Source organism: Streptomyces sp. NPDC001858 (assembly GCF_053594615.1).
Window position 1 is genome coordinate 44,430 of the sequence record NZ_JBSFEV010000020.1, and the last position, 24,328, is coordinate 68,757.

Here is a 24,328-nt window from a genome sequence, read left to right on the forward strand (position 1 = left end):
CGGGAACCTCCTCAGCTCGCGTTCAGAACGGAGATCAGCTTCTGCTGCTCCTGGTGCACGACCGCGGTCGCCTCGCCCCGGACCTTGCCGAGGAACTCGCCGCTGTCGAGGTACAGGTCTCCCTCGAACGACGCCGGTCCGGACGCGCTACCGCGTGCCGCCACCGACGTCAGGGCGTTCGCCTGCTGCCGCGTGAACACCGGCTCCGGCCTGCCTGTGCCGTTGTAGGCCAGGTTGAGGCCGGGCTGCAGGTAGCCGCCGGAGTCGTAGGACCCCGGCTTGAACCCGTACCAGGAGGTGAACAGTCCGTCCTTGTAGCCGCGGGCGCGCGCCCCGACGACGACGCCGTCGCCTCCCCTCGACTCGACGTTCGTCTTCCCGAGCGTGCCCGCCGTGTGCCCGACGCCGGCGTTCGTGATTCCGACGCGGAACGCCGAAGCCCCGCCCTTCACCCAGCCGGGAGGCGCGACGCTGCCGGAGAACGCCCCGGTAGCCCAGCGCCGCGAGTTCGGCTTCAGCCCCCGGATGACGTTCTCGATCGCCCCCATAAACCCGGAGCAGTCGAAACCGGCCGGGCCGACGCCGCCCCACAGATACGGCTTGCCTGCCTGGGCTTTCGCCCAGTTCAGCGCGGCCTGGATGCGGGGCCCGCCGATACCTCCGGCGCCCTTCTCGTCGGCTTTCTCCGAGTACCCGAACAAGGCGTCGACGATCCTGGTCGGGATGTGGCGGATCAGCTGCCCGATCCCGGTGTCCATGCCGGGGAACGACTTGAGCAGCGGGTCGACGACGTTCTTGACGCCCGCGCGCGCGGACGCCTGGAGGGTGTCCGTCAGCCAGGACGCGCCCTCCTTGATCTTGTTCCAGGCTGCCGAGCCCGCGCCCAGCGCCGCGGAGCCGGCTGATTTGATCCAGCCGAAGATGCCGCCGTCCGCGAACGACTGCGTGACGCCGCCGGCCGAGTACTTCAGCGAGCGGTCCGTCGGAGCCGCCGGGTTCCCGCCGAACGCCGGTGCCAGGGCAGCCTTCACGCCCTGCGCGCCCCGGGAACGGGCAATCGCGTTCAGCGTGTTCACGAACCCCGAGCCCACAGCCCTCGTGAATTCCGGCCGCATGATGGCCTCGCCGCCCGACAGCTCCAGTGCCCCGCCCGTCGGAGAGACGAACTTGTGAACGTCCTTGCCGGGCGTGTAGCCGGGCATGACGCCACCGCGGCGGAACTTGAACTCGGGCAGCTTCGGAGCACCGAACGCCCCGGCGATCTTGTTCCAGACGCCGCGGATGCCCGTGTTGTAGACAAAGTCCACGACGTACTGGACAGGCGCCCGGGTGACGCTCTTGATCCCGTCCCAGGCGGTCTTGATGCCCGTCTTCGCCAGGTTGAACGCGGCGACCACCTTCTGCTGGAACGTCGTCGCCCAGCCCGGAATCGTCTTCGTGAAGAACGTGCCGATCGGCGAGAACACATTCCGCTTGATCCAGTCCCAGGCGGACGAGAACGCCCCCTTGATGGAATCCCAGTGCTTGATCACCGCGACGACGGCGAGGCCTATCGGCCCGCCCAAAGCGCCGATGATCCACGGCCAATTCCGCTTCACCCAGTTCAGGGCCGTCTGGAACGCTCCGGGGAGGGTCTTCGTGAAGAAGCCGACGAATGGGCCCTTGAACCAGTCGACGACGGCCTGCGCCGCCCACTTGATCCCGTCCCACGCCGCCTGGACGGCCTTGCGGAACCAGCCAAACTTGTTGTAGGCGTAGACGACGAAGCCGATCAAGGCGACGATCGCCAGCGCTGCCAGCACATACGGATTCGCCGCCATGATCGCGTTGAAAACGGCCTGCGCGATCGCCCACAGCTTCGTCACAACGATGATCCCGTAGATCAGCTGGATGAGCCACGGAGCCTTGTCCGCGACGATGCCGATCGCGTCGAAGATCCCGCCCAACACCTTCAGCACGACCGTCGAAATCGGCGACAGAGCACGACTCACGTTGAAAATCCCGCTGAACACGTCGCCCAGCGTCTCGGCCAGAATCGGGCCCATCTTCGCGCTGTAATCAAGGAACCGCTCGAACTCGGGCGAGCCCTTCAGATTCGTCGCCCACTTCGCGAACCGGCCCGTGATCCGCTGCATCGTCTCCGAGATCGAATCCATGTGCGGCAGGAAAGCCTGCACGATCCCCGCCATGCCCTTGAAGATGTTCGCGAAGCCGACACCAAGGCCGGTGATGGCAGGCACCACCGACTCCAGCAGGTCCTTCTTGAAGGACTGCCACCACGGCGACTTGAAGCCTTTCGACGCCCGGTCCTGCAAACCACCGATCGCCGTCGCGGCCGCGACGACGAACGGCGCCAGGCCCGGCAGACTGTTCTTCAACCCGTTGATGGCCCGCGTAAAAATCGGCATCACCTGAGGCTGAAGCGACTTTGACCAGCCCGAGAACGCCGTCTTCAGACCCGTGTACGCCGTCAGCGTCTCCCGGGCCGCCGGCGTCAGCTTCGCCAACTCCGCCTGATACTTCGCCTGAGCGATCGCAGCCTGATCCACACTCCCGGCCGCCGACAGCGACGCCGACTGAATCTGGCGCTGCGCCGAAGTGACCGCGTCCGCCGCAGACTGCTGCGCGACCGCCACATTCGCCGTCGCCTCCGACACCCGCTGCTGAGCGTCGGCGACCTGACGGGCCGTGTCCACCTGGGCTTCCCGCAGCGCCTGCTGCTGGTCCGTCACCTTCCGCTGGGACTCGGCGACCCGATTCTGGGCGTCCGTAACCGTCTTCGAGCCCTCGGCGCCCGCCATGTTCGCGGCAACCGTCTCCGTCTTCAGCCGGCCCGTCTCAAGCGTCTGCTCCTTCAGCCGCTGAACCGCCTGGTCGTAGGCCAGCAGCGCCTTCTGCTTGTCCAGCTCGGTCGCGTTCGCGTTCCGGAGAACCGCGTTGCGCTGGGCGGTCGCCTCCTTCAACGCGATCTCGGCGTCACGCTGCGAAAGCCTCGAGCCCGCCAGCCGGTTGTTGATGTCCTCCAGCTCCTGCGCCGCAGTACGGTGAGCGGCCGTCAGGTCGGCCTGGGCCTGCTTCGCGTCCCGCTGAGCGTCCGCCAGCGACCGCTCCGCGTCCTGAACCTTCCGCGCCGCCTGGACGACCGCGTCCGCCGCCTGCTGCCGGGCCTGGCGCACAGCCTGCTGCGCCTGCGCGATCTGCCGGGCCCCGTTACGCTCCGCCGACGCCAGCTGCTGCTGCGCCCCGGCCATCTGCAACGCCTTCTGAGCCGCCTGAGACGCCGCCTGCCCGCCCCGCAACGTGGCCTGCGACGCCGCATCCTGCGCAGCCTTCTGCGCCTGCAACACCGTCGAGATCTGCTTGAAAGCAGGAATCGCGACCAGCGCGATACCGCCGATACCCGCCGCTGCAGCAACACCGGCCGCGGCAATCGCACCCAGGCCCGCCGCGACGACCGGCAGCGCCGGAATGATCGCCGGACCGAACGCCAGCGCCGACGCCACCAGAATCTGCATGCCAGACACGCGCACGTTGACCCGCGCAGTCTGCCCGTCCAGCCGGTTCACCAGCGCCTGGATCGCCGCCAACTGCGCCGCCGCAGCCGCCGAATCGACGCGGACCGCGACATCCGCGTCCGACGCAGAAAGGCGCTGCAGACGTGCCTGGATCGCATCTATGCGGGCGGTCGCCGTCGCCGTGTCCATGTCGACGCCGATCCGCACATCCCGCAGCGCAGTCAACTGCGCACGCAGCCGGGCGATCTCCACCTCGGCCGCAGTGGAGTCCGCGGTCAGGTTGATGTTCGGAAGAGACGCCTCAGCGGCCTGCACCTGCGCGCGAAGCCGCTGCCCGAACGTGCCGTCCGTCTCCACCCGAATGTGCGCCGGATGCGCAGACACCTCGTCGATCTGCTCCCGCAGCAGCCGCAGCTGGGCGATGGCCGCCGCCGTGTCGGCGCGCACCGCGACGTTGGGGTGTGCGGCGCCGATCCGGCGCAGCCGCTCCTCGATGTCTGTGGCCTCGGCCCGAGCCGTCTCGGCGTCGATGTCGATGCCGACCGTCTTGCCCGCGAGGGTCTCCAGCCGTGCCCGCAGCCGGGCCAGGTCCGCGTCGATGCCGGTGTCGGACAGGCGCACGTCCAGCTTGGGCATGGACCGGAACGCGGCCTGCAGGCGGGCCCGCAGCGAGCGGGCGAACGCGCCGCCCGTCTCCTCGCCCTGCCGAGTCGCCACAGGGCGGGCCGTCTGCCCGCCCTGCGTCACCCCATTGCGGATGGCGGTGCGCAGAGAAGCCGTGATCCGGCTGGCGATCTGCTGCCCGATCCGCTGCCCGATCTGAAGGCCTACGTTGCCGATCTGGCCCTGCATCGCCGGACCGAACGCGCGCCCCGCCGCGTCACCGGCATCCCGGCCCGCCCGCGTCGCCGCCGGCACCAGAGCGCTGCGCAGACGGTTGTAGATGCCCTGCACGTTGGGCAGGACATCGACCTCGACACTGCCAACAGAGATGGCGGGCACCGGAAGCCTCCTCCCGGCGCCCTACGCGGCGCCCCCGTTGATCAACTGGAAGAGGGTTCCGGCGCTGTCCTCGGTGAGCCGCGCCCGCTTCTTCGCCTTCGGCCCCGCACCCGGACGACGCATCGGCTCCGGGGGATCCGGGCGCTTCGACCTTTGCTCGATGTTCACGCTCCACAGCACCCACTCGACGCGGCGGATCGCGTCCACCGCGGAGGCAAGGAGTTGGTCGGCCTGCGACCAGCGGCCCTTCTCGGGCTCGCCGTGCTCCGACTGCCTGGAGATCTCCTCCGCCGTAAGGCCGTTACGGAGCGCCGTCCACGTCGCCGATTCGGCAGGCAGATTCTGGATGAGGACCCGCAGCCGCCGCCACGACATCTCCCCGCGGTGCACGTCCAGGAGGTCGACACCGTTGTAGTAGCGGAACAGATCCGCCTCTACCGCCTCCGCGTGCGCCTCGACGACGGAGCGGGTCCACTGGAGTTTCCCAGGCTCTCACCCGCACGCCCCGCGGCGTCCTGCGCGAACTCCAGGAACTCGGCGATCGTCGGATCGAGCTCCAGATATAGCTCGTAGTCCTCCGGGGCGAGGATCTTCTCGGCGAACCCGTCGAGGTCGCCCTGGTTCAGCATCCGCTGCCAGGAAGACCTCCACACCGTAGACGGGATGACCTGCACTTCCTCCCCGCACAGCTCGGCGGTGACGTAGTGGCCCTCGGCCTCGATCTCCTGGGCGTCCGCCGCAGAGACCTCCGCCTCCTCGGGCTCGGCATTCTGTCGTGCGGTTGCAGGCCGCGACGCCGCTCGTGCTGCCGATCGGGGCTTCCTGCTGCTTGCTGTGCGGGGGGTGCTGTTGGCCATGGCGCGGGCCTCCTTCGTTCTGTGGCGCGGGCAGGATTTAGGAGGTGGGCGGGCCGGGCCCGCGCCGGCTGGCTGTACAGCCCGCCCACCCGTCTCAGGACCCGGTGTACGCGGCCGTGGCCGGCACCCGGTCAGCGTGGTAAACCGTTTGGCCGGACGCGTCCGGGTAGGCGGTGATCGTCCACTCGAAGCCCGCGACCTCGTCCTGCTTGTGGGAGACGTCGGAGCGTTCGGTGATCTCGCCCTCGGGCACGTAGAAGCCGCGCTGGAAGGAGTCGCCGTCCAGGACGACGAACCAGAACGCCCTGCGGTCCGGCTCCGGGGATGCGGTCTCCGCGAACGAGGTCAGCCCCGACACCGGGGCGAGATCCGCGACGTCGACTCGGTACTGCAGGCTCTGCACCGTGGTGCGGCCCGTCTCCCACACCGTCAGCCCGAACGTCCGCAGGCTCGACGTGATCGTGGTGCGGATCGGAGCCGTGTAACCCCACGGTGTGAACGATTGCGAGTCCTCGTCGAAACCCTGGACCAGACCGTCGTCGCTGATTGCGCCCAGCGGCAGCCACGGAGAGAGCGGCTGAACCTCCGGATCGGCCGGCGAGGCGGTGCCCAGCGGGGCGGTCCAGCCGGCGCCGTTCGCACCGACCTCCAGGAGATCCGCAGCGCGGGTGATGTTGACCATGAGATGCCTCCAGCATCGAAGAGCCCGCGCACGGGCGGGAAAAGGGGGTCCGGCGCGGGCCCGAACGGTCAGGAGACCGGGTGGCAGAAGATCTCGTAGGTTCCGCCTGCACGACGCAGAGCGGTGTTCGTGTAGGGGCGGATCGCGGGCAGACTCAGGCAGCCCGTCCGGCCGATGACGAGGTCCGCCGTGGACGAGCCACGCAGCTCGCCCGTCACCCAGGCATGCACATCGCGCATGAGCGTGATCGCAGCAGCCCGGTCGGCGGCGTACACGTCGATGTCGACAATCATCCGGGCGAGCCGGATTCCGTCGTCTCCACCGCCGGGAATCTGCGTGATCTGGATCGTCGGCAGTTCCTCGCCGAGGTCGTTGTCCACCTCGTCCCGCACGACGGCATCCGGGAACCGTGCGGTGCCGCGCGTGATGAGCTCCAGCTCGATGTCGACGATCGCGGTCACTGGTTCCGCCCGCCCATCAACGCCGCACGCAGCAGGACGTGGTGCGCTGGGGCCCCCGGCGTTCCGTTGCCGTACTCGACCCAGCGTGCGTAGTAGGCGGTGTTGCGGACGTAGCCCACCGCGCGGTCACGGTTCCGGCCTCCGCGAGCCGTACCGTCCGTCTCCCAGGACCCCTTGTAGTGGCCCGGGTGCGGGCCGCCCACGTCGACCGGAGAGATCGCCACCGCGACGTCCTTGATGACGTCGGCCCGGCGCAGCATCTCCGCCTGCATTCCGGGCATCCGCAGCATCTTGCCGACGCCCTGGCGGCTCATCTTGAATCGGGCAGCCAACGGACACCCCCATAGGTCAGCCGGTGACACGGTCGGCGGCGAACTGGATCGGACCACGGGTGCCGGTGAACACCGACCTGCCCCAGTCGCCGGGCTCGCCCGTGATCTCGCACTTCACGCCCCGGATGACCACCTCATCGGTGGTCCGCAAGGGCATCTTGGCGGCCGGCGCGGCAGGCGCATTCACGGTCCAGCCGACGATCACCGTGTCGCGGCCCTGCTGCTCCGTGCCGCCCACCTGAGGCGTCTCGGAGCGCGGCGTCACCGCACAGCCCTCCAAGTCGAACGACTCATCCGGGCCCGGCAGCGGCTGGCCGCGCGGCCCACGCCCCGGCGACTCGCCCGTGCGCACGATGCGCACCGTCTCCCCGAACGGATACGGGGCCGGCATCAGGAATACCCCCAGCCCGCCTCATAGTCCTCAGCCCAGCCGGACAGATCATCGATCGGCCAAGTCGGAGAAGGATCAGCGGTCGCAGGCGTCGGGTCGACCGTGAACGCACCGCCCCGGCCCGCCAGAGACTTGAGCGCCGACTTGTCGCTCTTCGTCAAATACAGGCCGCCCGAGCCCTGCGGACGCTGCACCGACATCGGGCCGATCGTCTCGTAGGACACCTGCTGCGGATTCACGTAGGCGCGTCCAGCAACCGACAGGACGACCGCTTCCGCACCCTCAGGCAGCGGCTTCACGATCGTCTGACACAGAGACACAGCCGTCGCGATGAGCAGGTCAGCCCGGTCCCCGTCGATCTCCGGCAGCCCGAGATACAGGCCGAGATGTTCGGCAGTAGGAGGAACGAACGCCATCATGACCTCCTACCGGGCCAGGCCCTCCATAGCGGAACACCAAGCAGACAGATCGTTTGTGGGGTCGAGCTCGGCGGAACGGGCCTTCGCCCGCTTACTGGCGAGCCGGTACTCGGCGGCCGTCTTCAGCTTCCGCAGCACCGCCTCGTAGCCCGCCACATCCTCGCGGTCGACGAAGATCCCGGCCTCGCCCAGCGACTCCGTCAGACCCGGCGTCGGATGCGCGACCACGGGGATCCCCGAAGCGAGGGCCTCGCAGCCCGCGCGGCCCCACGACTCGTAGGACGACGGCATCAGCAGCACCCGCGTGCGGGCGTACACCTTCTCCCGCATGTCCTCGCCGCGGACGTGCTCGACGACCTCGACGTTCGGCAGATCGGGAATGATCTGCTCGCCGTAGGCGCCTCGGACGGCGAGGAACTGCTGGTCCGGCATGCGTTCGGCGAGGGCCTTGAGGACCTTGCCGCCCTTCTCCGGGTTGCAGTTGACCAGTGTGACCGCGGTGCCGGGCTTCGTCGCGTACTCGTCGGCGAACACCGGCGGCCGCACCACCAGCGACGCCTCAGGACGGATGGACTTGGGGTATTCGGCGAAGAACAACTCCGCCTCCCGCTCCATCCACAGCGAGTTGTAGACCGCCAGTGCGGTCCCGCCGGCCGCCGCGTCCCGGAACGTCGGCCGGTGCGTGTTGTGACACACCACGACCAGCGACTTGCCGTACCCGCGAGCCAGAGACGCCGTCGACGGAACCGTCTCCAGATGCGCCAGCAGCACATCCGCCCGCCGGACCGCGGACGAAAAGTCGAGCCGCGACTCCAGCGGGATCACCTTGATGCCGCGGTACTCGTACTCCTTGTGGGCCTTCCCATAGCGGGACAGCCACACCGACACGTCATGCCCGCGCTCCACCAGAGGCCGCAGCATCGACACGAGCATGTGCTCGGCCCCCGCATTGTGCTCCGGAGGCATGGCATGAACCCTGGCGACGATCTTCAGGGGCTTGGCTGCCCCGCCCGGCGCGGACACCGGGACAGCCCTCGCCATCAGGACCCCGACGGGGTGCCGGTGTACTTGACGAACGCGTCCACGTCGCCCAGCACGAAGCCGTAGTAGGCCTCGGCCAAGATCAAAACCAGGTTCTCCTGGAACGCGCTGTGGACGCCGCCCTCCTCGTCCACGTAGGTGGCCTGGTCGGAGATCCGCACGGTGATGTCCATGCCCACGCCGTATGCCGCCTGGGACCAGTCGCCGCCGATCGCCCGCAGGCCCGTGTCCGAGCTCGTGGACTGCCGACGCTGCTTTCCCGATACCGACCGGGAGTAGGCGAGCGGCTCGCCAATCAGAGTGCCCGCCGCCGCCATGTTCGTGCCCGGCGTCTGCGTGTCCACCAGGATCGGCCGGCCGGTGGTGTCCGTCGCCAGGAGCAGCGACGGCTTCAGCCGGTGGTCGGCGACCGTTCCGGTGTAGTCCCAGTCGCTGTCGACGACCTCCGCCATGCCGTTGACGAAGTCCGCCCAGATGCCGCCGTCGGCCTGGGCCGCCGTGCCCAGCGCCACACTGTTCGTGGTCGCTGCCAGGTATTCGGTGAACGGGCCCGTGGCACCCTTCATCGTCTTGCCGTGGATCGTCGCGTGGTCGAAGGCCCGCGCGAACGCCGTCGGCAGATCCTTCTGCAACTGGTCGTACAGGCCGCCCGCGTTGGTCTTCGCGACCTCCATTGCGACCGGGATGAGTACCGCGACCTTCTTGGCCTGCATCTGCTTCACGTCGACGCCGCCGGTCGACAGCGGCTTCTTCGCCGCCTGGCCGACCCAGTCGGCGACCGGCACGTCCATCGGGATCGGCACGGACGTCGTCGCGTCCAGGGCCAGCGGTGCCGGGCGTGCCAGCTGCATGACCGCGGACGCCTCCACGGACTTCTCGAAGATGGGGGCCGTGATGGTGCGCGGCAGAAGCGCACCGTCCACATTGGCCAGTGTCAGGGGGGCGGTGACCGCCATGATGTCTCTTCTCCCGAAGCTACGTGAGCTTCGAACTCAGCCACCCTGCGAACTCGTCGCGGGGGTTGGGGGCCTGCTTCTTGTTGGCGCCGGACGCCTGTGTGCGATCCGGTGCGGGACGCCGCGGGCCCTCCGGGGGCTGGGTCTTCGCCCAGTGCGGCTTGCGCTCCAACAGCGCCTGGAGATCCGCCTCGATAGCGGATTCGTCGATCGAGCCCGACTCGTCGATGTACGAGGTCAGATCGAGCTGGCCAACCGCATCCTCCGGATCGGTGAACGCCGCCCGCTCCCCCACCTGCGCACCGGCCAGAGCCTGCACGCGAGCCTCGACGAGGCTCTTGCGGGTAGCGGCGATCTGCTCGTTCGCCCGGGTCAGCTGGTCAGTGAGACGCTCGGTCTCCGACTTCTTCGCGTCCTCGAACTCCTTGGCCTTCTGCGCCAGCGGTTCGAGTTCCTTCAGACGCTTGCGGAGGTTCGCGGCCTCGCTGTTCTTCTTGCGCAGCTCGGCCTCGAACTTCTTCCGGTCGAACGGCTCCGGGTCGCCCTCCGGGGGCGTCTCGGGGTCGGGATCCACCGGGTCCACAGGAACCTCGGGGGTCTCGGGATCGACGGAGCTCGGCTCGGTCGGCTCAGTCGGCTCGACAGTGATCTCTTCGGACATGACGGATCGGCCCTCCAGGGGCTGTGGAAATGAGAAAGGCCGCCACCAGGGCGACCTCATCGATCAGTTGGATCCAGGGAGCGGATTCGAGTCGTGCTCCGCCAGCGCCCGCCTGAACAGGCGAAGCTGGTCCCCCGGATGACCTTGGGCGTACTCGCGGTAGATCTCATCCCACCGCGCCGCATGCGGAGACAGCTCGAACCGCTGACCGCGGAAGACGGGAGTGATTGTGCAGTGGCAATCGTTATGGAACTTGGCCACGCTGGCGTCGCCACTGAAGCGATTGTTCGCGTCCTGACCTGCGGTTCCGGCAGTCTTGTAGACCATCCCGCGCGAAGCCATGAGTCGACAGAAGGCGCACGCTCCGAGCGCTGCAGCGCGTGCGTAGCCCACCGCCTGACGGTCCTGCTTCACCGCCTGCCGAAGTGTCTCTCTGCCGCCGTCCGCGGTGAGCTTCTGTGCTGCTGAGTCCGCTTTGGCCATCGCGGCTTCGAGCCGGACGTCGAGCGGCTCCAGTTGGGCCGCCGTCGCTTCGATTTCGTCGCGCGGCCACAGATCCTTCGTGGCCCACCGCATGGAAGCGTCCACCTGCTCGTCCGGCGGCGGATCGGCCAGTGGCACCGTGAACGTGCCTGGGGCGCCGGCCGCGTCCCGCTCCCCGTCGTAGAAGTCGGCGGCCAAAGTCGCCGACGTATCCGAGTAGCGGGCGACGACCTCGGTCACCGCGTCGATCCACGGCGGCACCGTCGCCTGCAGACGGTTCGGGTCGAGAAGCCGACGCAACACCAGCAGGTCCCGCAGAAGCAGCCTGGTCAGACCACGCTGCGCTGCACGCCACCTGCCGGACGAAGCCGATCCGTCAGAGGTCGTCGATGCCAACGTCGGCCTCCGACGGCTCCGGGCTGCGACCACTGTCGCCGGAGTCGAGCGCAGCCAGTCGCTCCATCAGCGAGGCACTACCGGCCCGGCCGCTGCTTCGCCGGCGGTCCGCGGCGATGCGCTGCCTCTGTGTCTCGGTGAAGCCGGCCATCTCCAGCGTCACGTCGGAATCCGCGGGAATGATGCCCGCCTGCACCAGCTTGACCGTGGCGTCGACCTGGGCCGCCACCGTGGGCGTCGCAGGGTTCCGCCAGACCGTCTCGATGCGCCGGGACTTCTCCGGCGGCTCGCCGTCCCGTACCCACAAGGCCAGTCGCATGGCCTGCTGCCATCCGGCGCCGAAGCGGCGGATGCGGCGTTCGGCCTTCTTGACCTGCCTGTTGTCGGCGAAGCGGATGGCGTCCGCCGAGGCCGGGTTGTCGCTGCTGTAGCCCAGGACGTGCGGGGCCACCGACATCTGCGACGCCATGATCCTCGCGTACAGGTCGATGATTTTCGTCTGGCCGGACGGGTCGTGCGCCGCGAACTGGCCGACCTCGGGAATGTTGCCGTCCTCGTCCCGCTCCAACGCGAGCATCCGGCCGATGTACGTCTCCCAGGCGCTCTTGGCGTTGCCCTCTGCGTCCTGAAAGGCAGACTCCGAAGCCCCCAGGATGTAGCGCTGCGGGGCGCCGAAAAACTCGCTCGCCACCTCCATGCCCATCAGACGCCGGCAAGCGGCATCCGTGATGGACATGACCTCGGGGGTGATCTCCGACTTTCCCACCCGGTCCGCGGTGCGCTGCCGGTTCGCCAGCCGGACCACCGGCACAACCCCCAGGTCGTGCATGTCGCGGTCGACGACTTCCCAGCCGCCCGAAGCGTTCGGCAGGCACATCACCGTCTGGTCCGGCAGGTACAGGACCAGCATCCGCTCGTCGGGCCCGGACTCGATGTAGGTGTCGGCCGCGCACTCGCGAAGCGCTGCCGTGCCCATGCGCAGACGGGCGTCCCACAGGAGCGTCATGTCCAGCGGCGATTCGGCGGAGATCAGCGGCGGGCAGTCGCCGTCGCAGTCCCCGGAGCCCACGGCCAGGTACTCGCGTCCGTACACCAGCGCGTCCAGGTGGGCCAGCGACGACTCGTCGAACAGGTCGTTGGCTTCGGCGATCTCCGTCAACTCCGACGAGTCCGAGCCGTCCGCCCACCGGAACGCCTCCAGATCGAGGCGCTCCTCAAGGGATTCGAGTCCGACCCGCGGCCAGCCGATCACCGTATGCAGACCCTTGAGCTGTGGCGGAATGCTGATCCCGAGATCCCGCACCAGCTGCTCGCCGTTGAAGTAGGCATCCCGCAACTGCAGGGCCCACCGGTCGCGCAGCATGTCCGCCCGCAGCAGGTTGACCAGCGCCAGCTCGTCAGCCGACAGATACACCAGCGGAAGTTCAGGGATGGAAAGGGTCACCGCAGCACCACCACCCTCCCGCGACCTGGCGTCTTCTTCTTCGACCGCTTCGGCGAGTTGAGAATCATCCGGCGCAGCATCCGCGCTCCGACCATGCACACCGCCAAGTCGATCTTCCGAGCGGACTCACGATGCTCCTTGCCGATCGTGATGCCCCAACGGTTCGTCCGCCGACGGGCGTTGATCACATGCGTGCGCAGCACCTTGTGGCCGTCATGCAGCAGCGTTCGCTCCAGCACGTCCGCATGCGCGCGCTTCACCGCATCCGTGAACGTCTCCTGATTGCGTGAATCACGCATGTCCCAGCGCACCGCGTGCGCCTTCGGGCCGGACAACACCGAGCGCAGCGCCAGCTTGGGACCCCACGTCTGACCCCACGTGTCTATGTAGGTGTCCCAGTACATCTCGCCGTCGTCGTCATCCTGGCCAGAGCCCGGGTCGGCGAAGAACGCCAGCACCTTGAACCGGGCGAACGCATTCTCGACGACGCCGTGCACGTCATCCCGCGGCACCCGGTAGGGCACGAAGCCCGGCGTGTTCGGCGCCGGCCAGTTGGGCGGCTTCTGCCACACACCCAAAGCCGACACCAGACCGTCCGACATCCTGCAAGCGGCCAGACCCGTCGCGTCGTCGCTCTTGGATCCGTCGAAGAAGAGGACGACCTCATCGCCGTCTGTAAGCGCCAGATCATCACGCTTGCAGGCATCCCACTCGTAGCGAGACAGCCACGCGTCCTCGGCCGCGGCGATCTGGTTGTACCAGAAGCGGCGAGAGCGGCTTGGCGGGTTACGGACGTCGAGGATCGACTTCATGATGCGCGGAATGTTCAGCCAGACCGAGTCACCCCGGACCGCCTTCAGCACCTTCTCCAGCCACGGCCGCGTCAGCTTCGCCTCGGGCGGGGCTTCCAGCGAGTCGTACAGAATGCCGGTGTCCTCGGCTCGGCCGGCTTCGGCCGCCTCATAGGCGTCCCGCGTCTGCTCAGCCACCGAATCTTCACCGGGCTCGAAAGCATTGGTGATCGCGAAGGTTCGGGCTGACCCGTCGGCCGACTTCGTCGCGTTGCGCTCGATTGTGGCGGCCATCTCGTGGCCCTGGTTTGACTCAATCCAGTGGTGAGTCTCATTGAGCAGCGTGAACGTTGTCCGGCCGCCCTCAAGCGATCGAGGCGACGAGGTCACTGCCTCGATGCGGCTAAGCCCTTTGTGGGCGTAGACGATCTCCTTGCCGACCTCGATGCCGTACTCGGCCTTGGCTTCCTTCGTGAACAGTGAGCCGAAGATGATCATTGTGTTGCGGGTCTGGTCCTTCGACACAGCAGCGATCTGCACCCAAGCCTCAGGGTGGGACTCCCCTACAGGCTGCCCTTCGGGAACCCCAGGGATCTCGCCCCGCTTCGCGATCCGTCCGTGCCATCTGCAAGGCCCCACGAACTCGGCGGCGGACAATGTCGCCCCGAACGGGTCCTTGCCCCATCCCTTGAGTCTCTGGAGCACAGCATCCCGATAGACGAACTCCCCGGATTTCGGGTCAAGGGCATACCACCAGAAGAGGATCCGGATCTGCTCCGAGGTGAAACGCCACGGTCGACCGGCACCATGCTGGAGGCTCTTCTCAGCCCACCGCCAGACGTGATGCCCAAGGGTGAACGCGGGCTCAACAAAGTTGCCGACCTCGTCACGCGTCCACGTTGGGCCGATGACGACGGGTTCGACTACCTCCGGGACCGACTCGTCGGCCTCAGCCGCTGAAGGCGGAGCGGTAGTCATCAAGGACCGTCACATCGGCGTCGCCCTGCGAAGCTGGCTTCTTCCGCTCCAGCTCCATCCGCGCCCGGCGCCGGTCGCCCTCCGTCGTCAGCAGCGACGACATCACCGAGTTGAGAGCCGCCACCAGCTGCCCGTTGGGGCCGCGCTCCGAGCAGTCTAGAACCCGCGACATCAACTCCGCGGCATAGCGGGCCACGGCCCAGTCCGACGGCTGGTAAAACGCAGCCTGGCCCGACTTTCGCAGCGACAGATACCAGTCCGTCGCGATCGGATCCCACAGCGGACTCGGCTCCGGCAGGTCGGGCAGATCGTCCGGAGCGCCCGAAGGGGCCTTGGTGATCGAGTCCTTATCTTCCTTCGAGCGATGGCCCATGCGCTCCTCGGAGCGCTTACCGATAGGTCCACGAGCGCCCATGACGACCTCCAGGGTCAGAGCACGCCACCAGGGCGCGCAGAGGGCTGGAAACAACGACGCCCCACGGACGCCGCCGGGGCGTCAGAGCGAGGCGACCAAACCGGCCGCATCAGGCAGCTCGGCAAGACTCAACGGCGTACCAGGAACCCGGTCGCCCACGATGATGTAGCGGCGATCCGAGTACACCTCGACCGCCAACTCCCCCCGGCGGATGCGCCGGCCAGCCGGGACCGCGCCACGGAACCACAGGTGCAGGCCGGTACCGGACCGGCCACGCTCCATGTACGTCGGCGGCAGCCGGTCCACGATCGCCTGCGCCCACGGCAATACCCGGCCGCCCTCCACCGCATGGTCCAGGTCGACTACGACGATGCCGTCACCGGCCGTCAGGACGAAGCCGATGCCGTCGCCTGTGCGCGAGCCGGCCACCGCGGGGTAGTCCGACCAGGACGACGGGTCCTTCACCGAGGCGAAGCGGCCGTCGACGCGCATCGGCACCTTGTCCTTGTGCCGCACCCAGCGGGGGCCGGAGGTCAACTCCGTCGGGATGCGTGCCTGCTGCTCGGCGGCGATGTTCGCATCGCGTGCGCGTTTGCGGGCTCGAGCCGCGAGGACGCGGTGGGAGTTCGAGCAGTAGCGGCGGTCCGACCGGTGCACCACCGGCAGGTCACCACCGCAGTGCTCGCACTTCTGAAGCGTCCCTGGCATGCAGCCAGTCTAGCGAGTCAAGTTAACGACTACAGCCATTTGACCTGCACAGTTACCGTGTCGGGACGATCAGCCGGCCGGAAGGCCGTCAGGCCGCCCTCGCATACCTGCAGGTCAGCGCCCTGGAAACCCGGGGGCGATGTCAGGTGCTATACGGGGCCGAGCTTCCTGATCTTGGGATAGGGGGATATGCCCCCTATGTCCGTTTCGGTGTTGGATCATGGATTCAAAGACCATCTGGATCTTGATCATGAGTCCAAGCGTGGGCGATCACATCGGTCAGGTCGGGCTCGACGCTCATGATCAGCGTGTCGCCTTCGCGGCCTTCCGACGTGATCTGCGTCGTGATCGGTACTGCGACGCCACACTCGGGACAGTGGACCTGGACCGCGCCGACGGCTGCCATGCCTGCCTCCTCCGCCCTGCGGCCGGCTGCCTACCGGCTGCGCCTGCCTGGGTTGAGCCTGCTTCCGGTGGCGACGCCCGTGGCCCTGATGTGCATGAGCTGGCAGTAGCCCTTGGCTCGTGCTCCGAGGTACCTCGAAAGGAGTCGGTTGCATCTCGACCAATCCCCTGGTGTGCCCCACCTGATGCGGGCTCCGCCTGCTCCTGTGGGTCCCCAGTAGCGTCGCAGTGTCTCGGCGTTGCCTCGTCGGCTTCGGCTTCCTCGTCCCTTGCTCGCCACGTCAGTTCACTCCTTGGCCGGCGCGGGATGCTGGTCTTGGGGTGTCTGTGGTTGGTCTACCCGTTCGACGCGTAGGACTTGCGCGGCGGGTATGGCGATGGCGACGCGGTGGTCTTCGAAGACGGTGCGGTCTCTGAAGAGGACCCAGCCGTCCACGAATTCGACGGTGATCTTGGCGTCTTCGATGAGGGTGTCTTCGCGGCGGTGCTCGGAGTGAACGACGAGGTAGGCGGCCATGGTCACCTCAATCCGGGGTGGGGTTCTTGCGGTCGCGCGCGGCCTGGCTTCGGGTTGGCGCGCTGCGCCTCGTTACCTTCGCGGCTGGACTTCTGGTCGTGGCAGGGGCCACACACGCCTTGCAGATCCGACGGCCCATTCAGGTCGGCTTTGGCCACGATGTGGTCGCAGTGGGTGGACGGCCGCACGTTGCAGATCTTGCAGATCGGGTCCCGTTGCAGGATGCGCGCGCGGATCTTGGCCCATCCGGACGGGAGCCGAGCCTTGCGGTCGGACGAGGACCAGCCGCCGCTCACAGCTGGTGCATCCATCCGCTGTCGGCGGGGCGCTCGACGGTGGCGAGCTTGGTCCCGGCCTCGTCGTAGTAGGTGGCGCTGACGATGCGGGTGCCGTGGTGGAGGACGCACTCCATCATGATCTCCATGGTGGCGGCGGTCTCGGGTGCTTCGTCGATGTCGAGGGTGATGAAGGTGACGTGGTCGGCGAAGGGGTCGATGCGTCGCCCGAGTTCGGGTCCGCCGATGAAGGGCTGCATGACGTCGTAGTCATTGAGGAGTTCGTTGTCGACGGCGAGTTCGACGGCTGCCACGGCTACTCCTCGGGGCTGCGTTCGGTGTCGCTGCCGAGTGCCCAGCTGTTGAAGCCGGTGCGTTGTCCGGCTGGTGCGATAACGGCGGCCCGGTCGAGGAGTCGCACGGCCGCAGCTTCGGCACGTTCGAGTGGATCGTGATCGGATCCGCTGACCTCGATTGTGACCTCGCGGATTCCGTCGGACACCTTGACGGTCACGTCAGGCACGGCGATCGACGGCCTCTCGCATGTCCTGCTGTGCCTTGCGGATCTCGTCTTGGACCTGCTCCCGGAACGTTTCGAAGTCGCCTTCGACGCGGATCTTGAGCGGGTATCCGTCAGGGTCGACGGGCGTCTCGTTGGCGGGGATTTCGATAGTGTCCGCGAAGCAGAGGACGGCGCGGGCGCCGGTGCGCTCGACGATGTCGTCGTGTGCTTGGAGGTTGCGGCGGAATACGTCGTAGGCGTCGCCGCCTGCGGGGGCTTGGTCGATGACGAGGATGAAGGGTGTCTCGTCGGGGCCTTCGTCGCGGTAGATGGTGGGGAGTTCAAGGATCTGGATGCGGGCCATCAGTCGGTCACCGCCTGGTCGGCTTGGCGCACGACGCTGCGGACGTTGCTGATCGGGATGTAGGCGGCTGCGGATCCGTCTCCCACCCAGGCGACGTACTGGCCGCTGGAGGGTTCAAGCTTGGCGGCGGTGATGCTTTCGCTTTCGCCGTCGAGGTAGGTGATGAGGTAGCGGGCCATGGCGCGGGCTCCTGGTGGTGGGTTTAGCGGAGGTTCCAGTTGGCGGCGAGCTGGCGGAGGCCGGGGACGTCGAAGGAGAGGACGAATTTTCCGGCGTCGGTAGGGTTGTGGTAGCCGCCGGCGACGGGGCTGCAGAGGAGTGGTTTGTTGCCGCCGGAGGTGGCTACGCATTCCTGATCTTCGACTTTGCCGTCTTTGTCGAGGTCGACGTTGGCGTGGTCCAACCCGAGGATGTGGCCGAGTTCGTGGGCGACGACGTTGGCGCGGTAGGTGTCGTCTCTGACGGGATCGGCGGAGAACCAGCCGGGGTAGAGCCAGTACTCGTTGTCGATGAGGATGTTGCCGCCCCAGGCGCTGCCGTTGGTGGTTTCGTAGCAGGGTCGGGCTTGGGAGATGCCTTCGAGGCCGACGGGCCGGTAGCTGTAGCGGACGACGATGCGGTGCCGGGCGGGGCAGACGTCTGCGGGGCTGGTGTCGATGGTGTCGCTGACGGTGATCTGTACGCCGGTGACGGAGGTTGCGTGCGCGGCCGACTTGGTCATGTACGGCTTGAGCTTGGTGCGGGCCGCAGTGTCCGCCCAGACGACGGTGTAGGGGTCGGGGTTGAGGCTGTAGATGCCCCAGCGGGTGGCGATCTTCCAGCCGGTGCCGGAGTAGATGGGTGCGGCGGCCGGGCTGGCGGGCGGGGCGGCGGCAAACAGCAGGCCTGCGGCGGCGACCAGCGCGAGGAGGATGCGGAGTCGGAGGGCCACGGGCACCTCCGATCAGGGGCAGGGCTTCCAGTGGGGTCCGCGGAGCGCTTCGGGTACGTCGCTGGTGGTGATTGGCGGGGTGAGGATGCCGCCGTTGGCGTACCGGCTGTTGACGTCGGCCTTCGGCTCAGGCGTCTGTGGTCGGTCGAGACCGGCGAGGGTCTCGGGTGTGAGCCCGTGGGCGTGGGCGAGATCGAGGAGTTCGGGGCAGTCGTTGATGTTGCCGACGTTCGGCTCGCATTCGTCCTGCACCCACTGGACTCCGCATCCCTCGCAGGCCGCGGCGCGGGGCGTGTCCGCCGCTGCAGGGTCGCGCTGGTGTCGGGCGAGGATCCGGCGGTCCGCTTCGCAGCGACGTAGGACTCCGGCCGGGTTGAGTGCGAGTTCCAGCGAGGCGACTTGGCGGTGATCGACTTCCTGCGTGATCCAGGCGTGGAGGTCCATGGGCGCGGGCCTTCCGTGGGTTCAGGTCTCGTGGGCTTCGCGGCCGTCGAGGCTGTGGTGGGTGTGGATCCACCCGTCCGACCCGTCTCCGCGCGGCTCGCGGCGCGGCGTTGGCCCGCACGGGCAGAGGTCGGTGTAGTCGTGCACGATCAGGTCGTCGAGCGGGATGACGTGCACGTCGGTGTCGCTGGTCTGCTTGGCCAGCCACTGGCCGCTCACGCAGGGATGCCGTTCTGTTCGGCGATGAGGACCCGGAGCGCGTCCGGGTCGTCGGTGACGTCGACATAGCGCTGGCAGTGCTGCCCGTTCGCAACATGCTGCGGGCTACCGAGGCCCGACTCGGGCGGATGCCACAGGTGCGTGATCGTGCCGGGGTGGCGGACCGTCGGGCCCAGGAGCGCATCCGCACAGATCCGGTACGCAGCGTCCTCCATGCCCCACCCGGTGAAGCGCTCGTCCATACCGCCCGCCCGCCACCAGGCTGCGGGCTGAATGACGATGATGCCGCCGGTCGCCCACTGATGTGCGAGGTCGGCCGGGCATTCGTCGGCCGGCGCCCCAGCGAGGTGCTGGGCCGTGCCGTCTACGCTGAGCCCTCGATACCAGGCGTATGGGAGGTGCATGACGCCGTCGCCTGCCGCAGCGATGGCCGCACGCAGGGGCTCGGGCTCGACGAGGGTGTCGGCGTCGCAGATGACGACGACGTCCGCGCCTGCCGTCTGTGCCTGGCGAACGCCTTCATTGCGGGAGCCGGCCCGGGAGAACGGATCGTGCCCGCTGTCGGCGTCGAGGTGGATCGCGTCAGGCAAGAGCCCGGCGAGGTGGGCGCGAACCGTCTCGTGGTGGGCGTTGCGTTCCGGGCTGCCGGGCCGCCACGGGATGACGGCGGCGACGGTCACAGGGCCTGCCAGACGCTCCAGGGCCGGCCGGCTTCGACCCGCTGCATCTTCAGCTTCGCGGCGAGTTCGTCTTGCCGGTTGCGGTCCCAGGTGGTGACGGCTATCCAGCTGCCGCCCTCTGCGGGCTGTTCGGATGCGGGCCAGTCGAGGGCGAGGAGGCCGCCCTTCTTCACCACGGATCGCAGGTTGGCGATGAGTTGTTCGCCGGTGTCGTAGTCGTGGTGGATGAGGACGGCGAGGCAGACGACGGCGTCCATCTTGCGACGACCGAGGTGCTTGCCGAAGTCGCCGCCGTCGGACTGAAACGTCGCCAGGTCGGGATCGGTTTCGGCGAGCGCGGCCAGCATGCGTGGAGAGGTGTCGACGCCGGTCACGTCGTACCCCATCGCCTTCAGGGGAATGGCGACGCGGCCGTCGCCGCACCCGAAGTCCATGACCTTGACTCCGTCAGGGATGTCGGCGGCGAGGAGGTCTGCTTGGGTCTTCCCGGAGGCCCGGTAGGCGGCCTCGGAGATTCCGCGTGTGGGATGGATGGCGTCGCGAGCTCCGGGGAGGTCCCATGCGTTGATGACGTCTTCAGCGCTCACGTCTTCCTCCCTACACGGATGGTGGTGACGCCGGGGCGGTCCGGCATGTAGCCGTGGGGGTCGATGACGATCGAGCCGGGCGGGATGCCGTAGTTGGGGAAGCAGTCGTGCCTGGTGGTGACGGCGTACACGGCGGGTGTCAGCGACTCGTCTGTGATGTTGCCGTCGACGAACGGGTCGTGGTGCTGGACGTCGAGGCCGCGGTCGCGGAGCTGGTGGGCGAGGAGCAGACCGGCAGATCCGTTGGTGAGGGTGACGTTGGGCTTGTATGCCTTGCCGAGCAGGCAGATGGGCAGGCCGCTCAAGCGGTGCCAGTGTTCGACGAGGTCGGCGAGCCACACGGACTGCTGTTCGCGGGCGGTGGAGACGTAGCCCATGAGGTCTGCGGACAGGTCGAGGCGCTGGGCGAGCCAGGACATGGCCTGGTTGTCTCGTGGGTGGCAGGCGCCGGAGTCGCCCATACCGCCGCGCATGTAAGCCGGGGAGGTGATGCGGTCGGTGGCGAGTGCGAGGCCGTCGGCGACTTGGTCGCAGTCGGCACCGGTTTTCTGGCAGATCTCCATGACCATGTTCGCGAATACGATCTTCATACTGATGAAGCAGTTGTAGGCGACCTTGGTGAGCTCCGCCGACTCGATCGACACCGGATGGATTGGCCGGTCGTGGACGGTTCGGTACAGGTCTGCGACGTCAGCGACCGCTTCGGAGTGGTCGGAGCCGAGGAGCACGAACTCCGGGTGCAGGAAGTCCTGCACCGTTGTCGACATGGCGATGAAGTACGGCCCGTAGACGAGTCGCGTGTTCGGCCCGCACAGCGGCGCGAGATGAGCGCGGGTGGTGCCCGGCAGCACGGTGGAGATGACGACGAGGGTGATTTCCTTGCCCTGCCGTTCGGCAGCCTGCGCGACGTCGCGGACAGCCTGGACCAGGTAGCCGTACTCGAAGTCGGCCGGCTGGTCGACGATCGGGGTCTCGCCGCCGTACTGGGGGTCATGCGGAGTCTGCACGGACAGCATGACGATGCCCTCACTGGCCTCGACCACATCGTCCGGCGACGGCATGACCAGCATCCGAGAGCCGTTGAGCAGCTCCTCGATGCCAGCCTCTTCGGGCGGCGGGACGGCGCCATTGAGGATCTGCTGGGGGCGTGGAGACGGGTCGTAGGCGTAGACCTGGTGGCCGCCGTGCTTCTCCAGGGTCAGTGCGCATGTCAAGCCAAGTTTCCCGAGGCCGATCCATCCGATTCGTGCCATGTGCGGTGTACCTTCCGGGGCGCGGGTCCGGGTTCGAGCCCGGCCGTCAGGCGGTGAGGAGTGTGCGGAGCCCGGCTATGTCGGCGGCTCGTGCGGCTTCCATGCGGGGGCTGCCGTAGTCGGCGGTGCGATAGCCGGCCAGTGATTCGGCTCGGGTCTGGTCGTTGTGGCCGCCGGTGAGGTCTGCCCGGTCGTGGAGGATTTCGATGTCGACGCGCTGGTGCCGGTCGAGGGTCTGTCCGAGGAACTGAATCCATGAGTCGCAGTGCGGGGACAGGCTGACGTGCCTGATGTGGTCGGTCCAGGCGCGGGGCCAGATCGGGAAGGTGTTGCAGGTCGGAATGTCGTTGCTGTGCGGCCATAGAACGCCTTGCTGGGCTTCGGCGATCTTTTGGTCCCATCCTTGGGTGAGGATGCGGGCGTCGTCGTTCCACAGCATCAGCCACTTGCCCTGGGCCTGGGCGGCGAGCGCGTTGACGTACTCGTGGAGCCGGGCGTAGCCATACCGCGCCGGCGCCGTCCAGATCGATGCTTGCGCAGGGAGGCGGACGGCATGGGTGGCTGCGTCGTCGGGGTCGGCGGCCACGAGGACCTGGACGCGGTTGGGGTTTCCTGCGAGGTCGAGGAGTCCGTCGATGCTTTCGGCGAGGGCCTTGGGGCGTCCCCGGGATGGGGCGATGACCGAGACCAGCGGCCCGCTGTACGGACTGGGGCGGCCGTCGGCCATGGCGGGCTCCCTGGGCTAGTTGTGTTGCCTCATGACGTTGGTTCCACGAGGTCCTCGAACGCGAGCTGCCGCGGGGCCGTGCTCAGCGGTTCCGGCGGCAGGTCGAACACGACGCGGTAGTCGCTCCCGGAGGTTCTGCTGATCGGTGGCCGGCCTCCGAGCGCGGAGTGCGGACGCTCGTGGTTGTAGTAGTTCAGGAAGTCAGCCAGCGCCGCCCGGCGTTCGTGCTCGGAGGTGTAGGCGCGCACGTAGGCCCACTCACGGGCCAGCGTCCCGTTGAACCTTTCCACCTTCCCGTTCGTCCGCGGCGTGTACGGCCGGGTCCGCTTGTGCTTCGTACCGGTCTCGGCGAGCGCGGCGGCCCAGTCCCGTGAGCGGTAGCAGGAACCGTTGTCGGTGAGGACCCGGCGGATCGGCGTGATGTCGTGGGCGGCGAAGAACGCGACGGCCCGATGCCAGAAGGCTGCCGCAGTCACGGCGCGTTCGTCATCCAGGGACTCGGTGTAGGCGAGCCGGGAGTGGTCGTCGATGGCTGTATGGAGGTAGGTGTAGCCGACCTTCCCTGTGTCCGGACCGGTGCGCTTGGAGGCGCGGGCGGCGTCGGTGCCGTGGCCGTGAATGCGCCAGCCGCCGCCGGCGGGGATGCGGCCCAGCTTCTTGACGTCGACGTGGAGCATGTCGCCGGGGTGCTCGTGCTCGTAGCGGGCGACCTTGCGCAGGTCCTCGCCAGTCGGCGGGTCCAGGTCACGCAGCCTGTTCAGGCCGCGCCGGACAAGGATGCGGTGCACGGTGGCCAGCGCCACGGTGATGCCGTACAGCCGCTCCAGTTCGGCGGCGAGACGGGCGGGCCCGTACTTTCTGCTGAAGTCGCAGTGTCTCCACCAGGTCCTCGATGTCCTCGCTCGTGCGCGTCGGACTGGCTGCCGGGCGGGAGGAGTGGTCGAGGAGGCCGTCCTCGCCGTGGGCCCGCCATCGGCCGTACCACTTGGCCAGACAGCGGCGGGAGATCCCGGCCTCAGCCGCGACGTGAGCGATCGGACGTCCAGCCGCTACGCGCAGACAGAGGCGCAGCCGACCTTCGGGTGTGAGTGGAGCGTTGCGGTGACCGGCCATGGGTGTACGCACAGGCGGCAGCCATCGACACGACGAGGACAGGGTGTTCCGCGCGGTCGAGATTCGGCACCGTGCGTCCCTCCCTTCCTCGTGACGGCTTGCAGTTGACCGTAGTCATTGTGGCCGTCAGTGCGGGCAGCCCGTTGGGAATTACGGAGCGCTGGCCCACTACGTCGCTTCAGGCTGCTCCTTGGCCGCGGTCTGCTCGCGCCGCTTTTTCCGGACCCAATCGTGCGCAGCTTCGATCAACACGTCGGAGCGGTCGCGCCCCTCGGCCTTGGCCAGCTCGTCCAATTCCTGACGGAGCGCGACCGGCGGCCGGAACGAGACCGGTGGCGTCTGCCCTGTGGCCGGCCTGCCTGCCATGCTCCCTCCCTGGATTTCTGTCGTACAGAAATTAGCATCCATCTACCCAGTCGGGTTGACAAGGGCGCGGCGTCGCCTCATTCTTGTAATACAGAAATTCGCGCTGACTAGGGGTTGAACATGCTGATGAAGATCGAGAAGACCAAGCCGGTGGAGACGACGCTGTCCCGCGAGGACCTCGACGAGATCGACGATTGCACCTGCATCGAGTACTGCGACGAGGACCCGAAGACGAAGTGCGGACTCTCCGGCATCCCGCACGTCCACCCCGAGGACCCGAACCACCCCGGCGCCTACGGACCGTGCCCCGTCCACCTGGGCCGCCCCGGCGACCACTGACAGGACCAGAGAACAGATCAGCCCCGGCGGAGCCCGCCGGGGCTGACGCACGTCTGGCTCAGAGCGAAGCCACC

Annotated in this window: 32 protein-coding genes and 1 pseudogene; 1 reads left to right on the top strand and 32 read right to left on the bottom strand. The window is 68.0% G+C overall.

The genetic code is table 11. The annotated features are described in order from the left end of the window. Positions 1-11 precede the first annotated feature (11 nt). The 32 genes and pseudogenes from ACWCPF_RS25615 to ACWCPF_RS25770 all read right to left on the bottom strand — a co-directional run bounded on the left by ACWCPF_RS25615 (position 12) and on the right by ACWCPF_RS25770 (position 23,915). Positions 12-4,517, bottom strand: a complete 4,506-nt coding sequence (locus ACWCPF_RS25615; protein WP_451047421.1) for a hypothetical protein — start codon at positions 4,515-4,517, stop codon at positions 12-14. A gap of 21 nt (positions 4,518-4,538) precedes the next feature. Next, the gene (locus ACWCPF_RS25620; RefSeq protein ID WP_451047422.1) at positions 4,539-4,907 is read right to left on the bottom strand and encodes a hypothetical protein; all 369 of its coding nucleotides are present in this window, start codon (positions 4,905-4,907) and stop codon (positions 4,539-4,541) included. Between the two features lie 44 nt (positions 4,908-4,951). Next, positions 4,952-5,374: a hypothetical protein gene (locus ACWCPF_RS25625; RefSeq protein ID WP_451047423.1), complete on the bottom strand. Its 423-nt coding sequence runs from the start codon at positions 5,372-5,374 to the stop codon at positions 4,952-4,954. Between the two features lie 94 nt (positions 5,375-5,468). Next, positions 5,469-6,056 carry a phage tail tube protein gene (locus ACWCPF_RS25630; protein ID WP_451047424.1) on the bottom strand — a complete coding sequence of 196 codons (588 nt, stop codon included), beginning with the start codon at positions 6,054-6,056 and terminating at the stop codon, positions 5,469-5,471. Between the two features lie 68 nt (positions 6,057-6,124). Next, entirely contained in the window at positions 6,125-6,517 is a 393-nt protein-coding gene (locus ACWCPF_RS25635) for a phage tail termination protein (protein ID WP_451047425.1), read from the bottom strand. Next, positions 6,514-6,849 (bottom strand): HK97 gp10 family phage protein, encoded by a 336-nt coding sequence (locus ACWCPF_RS25640; protein WP_451047426.1) that lies wholly within the window; start codon positions 6,847-6,849, stop codon positions 6,514-6,516. Before ACWCPF_RS25640 ends, ACWCPF_RS25635 begins: the two co-directional genes overlap by 4 nt. 16 nt (positions 6,850-6,865) lie before the next feature. Next, a complete protein-coding gene (locus tag ACWCPF_RS25645; protein ID WP_451047427.1) occupies positions 6,866-7,240 on the bottom strand; it encodes a hypothetical protein in 375 nt (124 codons plus the stop codon). After that, positions 7,240-7,659: a hypothetical protein gene (locus ACWCPF_RS25650; protein ID WP_451047428.1), complete on the bottom strand. Its 420-nt coding sequence runs from the start codon at positions 7,657-7,659 to the stop codon at positions 7,240-7,242. The genes ACWCPF_RS25645 and ACWCPF_RS25650 overlap by 1 nt, the downstream gene beginning before the upstream one ends. A gap of 6 nt (positions 7,660-7,665) precedes the next feature. Continuing rightward, positions 7,666-8,625, bottom strand: a complete 960-nt coding sequence (locus ACWCPF_RS25655; protein WP_451047429.1) for a glycosyltransferase family 4 protein — start codon at positions 8,623-8,625, stop codon at positions 7,666-7,668. Between the two features lie 74 nt (positions 8,626-8,699). Next, positions 8,700-9,656, bottom strand: coding sequence for a phage major capsid protein (locus ACWCPF_RS25660; RefSeq protein ID WP_451047430.1), 957 nt, complete (start codon positions 9,654-9,656; stop codon positions 8,700-8,702). A gap of 19 nt (positions 9,657-9,675) precedes the next feature. After that, positions 9,676-10,317: a hypothetical protein gene (locus ACWCPF_RS25665; protein WP_451047431.1), complete on the bottom strand. Its 642-nt coding sequence runs from the start codon at positions 10,315-10,317 to the stop codon at positions 9,676-9,678. A gap of 63 nt (positions 10,318-10,380) precedes the next feature. Further along, positions 10,381-11,196, bottom strand: coding sequence for a VG15 protein (locus tag ACWCPF_RS25670; protein ID WP_451047432.1), 816 nt, complete (start codon positions 11,194-11,196; stop codon positions 10,381-10,383). Continuing rightward, a complete protein-coding gene (locus ACWCPF_RS25675; RefSeq protein WP_451047433.1) occupies positions 11,177-12,640 on the bottom strand; it encodes a phage portal protein in 1,464 nt (487 codons plus the stop codon). Before ACWCPF_RS25675 ends, ACWCPF_RS25670 begins: the two co-directional genes overlap by 20 nt. Then, positions 12,637-14,409 carry a terminase gene (locus ACWCPF_RS25680; protein ID WP_451047434.1) on the bottom strand — a complete coding sequence of 591 codons (1,773 nt, stop codon included), beginning with the start codon at positions 14,407-14,409 and terminating at the stop codon, positions 12,637-12,639. Before ACWCPF_RS25680 ends, ACWCPF_RS25675 begins: the two co-directional genes overlap by 4 nt. Beyond that, on the bottom strand, positions 14,381-14,782 hold the full coding sequence (locus tag ACWCPF_RS25685) for a phage terminase small subunit (protein WP_451047435.1): 402 nt from the start codon (positions 14,780-14,782) through the stop codon (positions 14,381-14,383). The genes ACWCPF_RS25680 and ACWCPF_RS25685 overlap by 29 nt, the downstream gene beginning before the upstream one ends. 123 nt (positions 14,783-14,905) lie before the next feature. Then, complete coding sequence (locus tag ACWCPF_RS25690) at positions 14,906-15,532, bottom strand: bifunctional DNA primase/polymerase (RefSeq protein ID WP_451047436.1); 627 nt, start codon at positions 15,530-15,532, stop codon at positions 14,906-14,908. Positions 15,533-15,758: 226 nt separating this feature from the next. Continuing rightward, a complete protein-coding gene (locus ACWCPF_RS25695) occupies positions 15,759-15,938 on the bottom strand; it encodes a hypothetical protein (RefSeq protein ID WP_451047437.1) in 180 nt (59 codons plus the stop codon). A gap of 285 nt (positions 15,939-16,223) precedes the next feature. Continuing rightward, positions 16,224-16,454, bottom strand: coding sequence for a hypothetical protein (locus ACWCPF_RS25700; protein WP_451047438.1), 231 nt, complete (start codon positions 16,452-16,454; stop codon positions 16,224-16,226). A gap of 2 nt (positions 16,455-16,456) precedes the next feature. Further along, positions 16,457-16,750, bottom strand: a complete 294-nt coding sequence (locus ACWCPF_RS25705) for an HNH endonuclease signature motif containing protein (protein WP_451047439.1) — start codon at positions 16,748-16,750, stop codon at positions 16,457-16,459. Beyond that, entirely contained in the window at positions 16,747-17,043 is a 297-nt protein-coding gene (locus tag ACWCPF_RS25710) for a hypothetical protein (protein ID WP_451047440.1), read from the bottom strand. The genes ACWCPF_RS25705 and ACWCPF_RS25710 overlap by 4 nt, the downstream gene beginning before the upstream one ends. A gap of 2 nt (positions 17,044-17,045) precedes the next feature. Further along, positions 17,046-17,243: a hypothetical protein gene (locus ACWCPF_RS25715; protein ID WP_451047441.1), complete on the bottom strand. Its 198-nt coding sequence runs from the start codon at positions 17,241-17,243 to the stop codon at positions 17,046-17,048. Position 17,244: 1 nt separating this feature from the next. Next, positions 17,245-17,595 (bottom strand): hypothetical protein, encoded by a 351-nt coding sequence (locus ACWCPF_RS25720; protein WP_451047442.1) that lies wholly within the window; start codon positions 17,593-17,595, stop codon positions 17,245-17,247. After that, on the bottom strand, positions 17,595-17,774 hold the full coding sequence (locus ACWCPF_RS25725; protein ID WP_451047443.1) for a hypothetical protein: 180 nt from the start codon (positions 17,772-17,774) through the stop codon (positions 17,595-17,597). Before ACWCPF_RS25725 ends, ACWCPF_RS25720 begins: the two co-directional genes overlap by 1 nt. Before the next feature lie 23 nt (positions 17,775-17,797). Beyond that, positions 17,798-18,526, bottom strand: coding sequence for a hypothetical protein (locus tag ACWCPF_RS25730; protein ID WP_451047444.1), 729 nt, complete (start codon positions 18,524-18,526; stop codon positions 17,798-17,800). Positions 18,527-18,538: 12 nt separating this feature from the next. Next, positions 18,539-18,970 (bottom strand): hypothetical protein, encoded by a 432-nt coding sequence (locus ACWCPF_RS25735; RefSeq protein ID WP_451047445.1) that lies wholly within the window; start codon positions 18,968-18,970, stop codon positions 18,539-18,541. A gap of 21 nt (positions 18,971-18,991) precedes the next feature. Continuing rightward, positions 18,992-19,189 carry a hypothetical protein gene (locus ACWCPF_RS25740; RefSeq protein WP_451047446.1) on the bottom strand — a complete coding sequence of 66 codons (198 nt, stop codon included), beginning with the start codon at positions 19,187-19,189 and terminating at the stop codon, positions 18,992-18,994. Continuing rightward, the gene (locus ACWCPF_RS25745; RefSeq protein WP_451047447.1) at positions 19,186-19,869 is read right to left on the bottom strand and encodes a glycosyltransferase family 2 protein; all 684 of its coding nucleotides are present in this window, start codon (positions 19,867-19,869) and stop codon (positions 19,186-19,188) included. Before ACWCPF_RS25745 ends, ACWCPF_RS25740 begins: the two co-directional genes overlap by 4 nt. Next, positions 19,866-20,456, bottom strand: coding sequence for a class I SAM-dependent methyltransferase (locus tag ACWCPF_RS25750; protein ID WP_451047448.1), 591 nt, complete (start codon positions 20,454-20,456; stop codon positions 19,866-19,868). Before ACWCPF_RS25750 ends, ACWCPF_RS25745 begins: the two co-directional genes overlap by 4 nt. Continuing rightward, positions 20,453-21,709 (bottom strand): hypothetical protein, encoded by a 1,257-nt coding sequence (locus ACWCPF_RS25755; RefSeq protein WP_451047449.1) that lies wholly within the window; start codon positions 21,707-21,709, stop codon positions 20,453-20,455. Before ACWCPF_RS25755 ends, ACWCPF_RS25750 begins: the two co-directional genes overlap by 4 nt. A gap of 46 nt (positions 21,710-21,755) precedes the next feature. Further along, entirely contained in the window at positions 21,756-22,436 is a 681-nt protein-coding gene (locus ACWCPF_RS25760) for a hypothetical protein (protein WP_451047450.1), read from the bottom strand. Positions 22,437-22,570: 134 nt separating this feature from the next. Next, a pseudogene (locus tag ACWCPF_RS25765) lies at positions 22,571-23,549 on the bottom strand (IS481 family transposase); the annotation flags it as partial. Positions 23,550-23,717: 168 nt separating this feature from the next. Continuing rightward, entirely contained in the window at positions 23,718-23,915 is a 198-nt protein-coding gene (locus tag ACWCPF_RS25770) for a ribbon-helix-helix protein, CopG family (RefSeq protein WP_451047451.1), read from the bottom strand. 120 nt (positions 23,916-24,035) lie between these two features. On the opposite strand from ACWCPF_RS25770, the gene ACWCPF_RS25775 reads away from it, so the two are divergent. Beyond that, complete coding sequence (locus ACWCPF_RS25775; RefSeq protein ID WP_451047452.1) at positions 24,036-24,254, top strand: hypothetical protein; 219 nt, start codon at positions 24,036-24,038, stop codon at positions 24,252-24,254. Positions 24,255-24,328 lie beyond the last annotated feature (74 nt).

What these genes read in the sequence shown, in the direction of transcription:
- ACWCPF_RS25755 (WP_451047449.1), bottom strand. Translation starts at nt 21,709, where the DNA reads ATGGCACGAATCGGATGGATCGGCCTCGGGAAACTTGGCTTGACATGC.
- ACWCPF_RS25685 (WP_451047435.1), bottom strand. Translation starts at nt 14,782, where the DNA reads ATGGGCCATCGCTCGAAGGAAGATAAGGACTCGATCACCAAGGCCCCT.
- ACWCPF_RS25690 (WP_451047436.1), bottom strand. Translation starts at nt 15,532, where the DNA reads ATGCCAGGGACGCTTCAGAAGTGCGAGCACTGCGGTGGTGACCTGCCG.
- ACWCPF_RS25660 (WP_451047430.1), bottom strand. Translation starts at nt 9,656, where the DNA reads ATGGCGGTCACCGCCCCCCTGACACTGGCCAATGTGGACGGTGCGCTT.
- ACWCPF_RS25650 (WP_451047428.1), bottom strand. Translation starts at nt 7,659, where the DNA reads ATGATGGCGTTCGTTCCTCCTACTGCCGAACATCTCGGCCTGTATCTC.
- ACWCPF_RS25775 (WP_451047452.1), top strand. Translation starts at nt 24,036, where the DNA reads ATGCTGATGAAGATCGAGAAGACCAAGCCGGTGGAGACGACGCTGTCC.
- ACWCPF_RS25680 (WP_451047434.1), bottom strand. Translation starts at nt 14,409, where the DNA reads ATGACTACCGCTCCGCCTTCAGCGGCTGAGGCCGACGAGTCGGTCCCG.
- ACWCPF_RS25735 (WP_451047445.1), bottom strand. Translation starts at nt 18,970, where the DNA reads ATGGACCTCCACGCCTGGATCACGCAGGAAGTCGATCACCGCCAAGTC.
- ACWCPF_RS25630 (WP_451047424.1), bottom strand. Translation starts at nt 6,056, where the DNA reads ATGGTCAACATCACCCGCGCTGCGGATCTCCTGGAGGTCGGTGCGAAC.
- ACWCPF_RS25720 (WP_451047442.1), bottom strand. Translation starts at nt 17,595, where the DNA reads ATGGCCCGCATCCAGATCCTTGAACTCCCCACCATCTACCGCGACGAA.
- ACWCPF_RS25770 (WP_451047451.1), bottom strand. Translation starts at nt 23,915, where the DNA reads ATGGCAGGCAGGCCGGCCACAGGGCAGACGCCACCGGTCTCGTTCCGG.
- ACWCPF_RS25665 (WP_451047431.1), bottom strand. Translation starts at nt 10,317, where the DNA reads ATGTCCGAAGAGATCACTGTCGAGCCGACTGAGCCGACCGAGCCGAGC.
- ACWCPF_RS25655 (WP_451047429.1), bottom strand. Translation starts at nt 8,625, where the DNA reads ATGCCTCCGGAGCACAATGCGGGGGCCGAGCACATGCTCGTGTCGATG.
- ACWCPF_RS25725 (WP_451047443.1), bottom strand. Translation starts at nt 17,774, where the DNA reads ATGGCCCGCTACCTCATCACCTACCTCGACGGCGAAAGCGAAAGCATC.
- ACWCPF_RS25645 (WP_451047427.1), bottom strand. Translation starts at nt 7,240, where the DNA reads ATGCCGGCCCCGTATCCGTTCGGGGAGACGGTGCGCATCGTGCGCACG.
- ACWCPF_RS25760 (WP_451047450.1), bottom strand. Translation starts at nt 22,436, where the DNA reads ATGGCCGACGGCCGCCCCAGTCCGTACAGCGGGCCGCTGGTCTCGGTC.
- ACWCPF_RS25695 (WP_451047437.1), bottom strand. Translation starts at nt 15,938, where the DNA reads ATGGCAGCCGTCGGCGCGGTCCAGGTCCACTGTCCCGAGTGTGGCGTC.
- ACWCPF_RS25700 (WP_451047438.1), bottom strand. Translation starts at nt 16,454, where the DNA reads ATGGCCGCCTACCTCGTCGTTCACTCCGAGCACCGCCGCGAAGACACC.
- ACWCPF_RS25625 (WP_451047423.1), bottom strand. Translation starts at nt 5,374, where the DNA reads ATGGCCAACAGCACCCCCCGCACAGCAAGCAGCAGGAAGCCCCGATCG.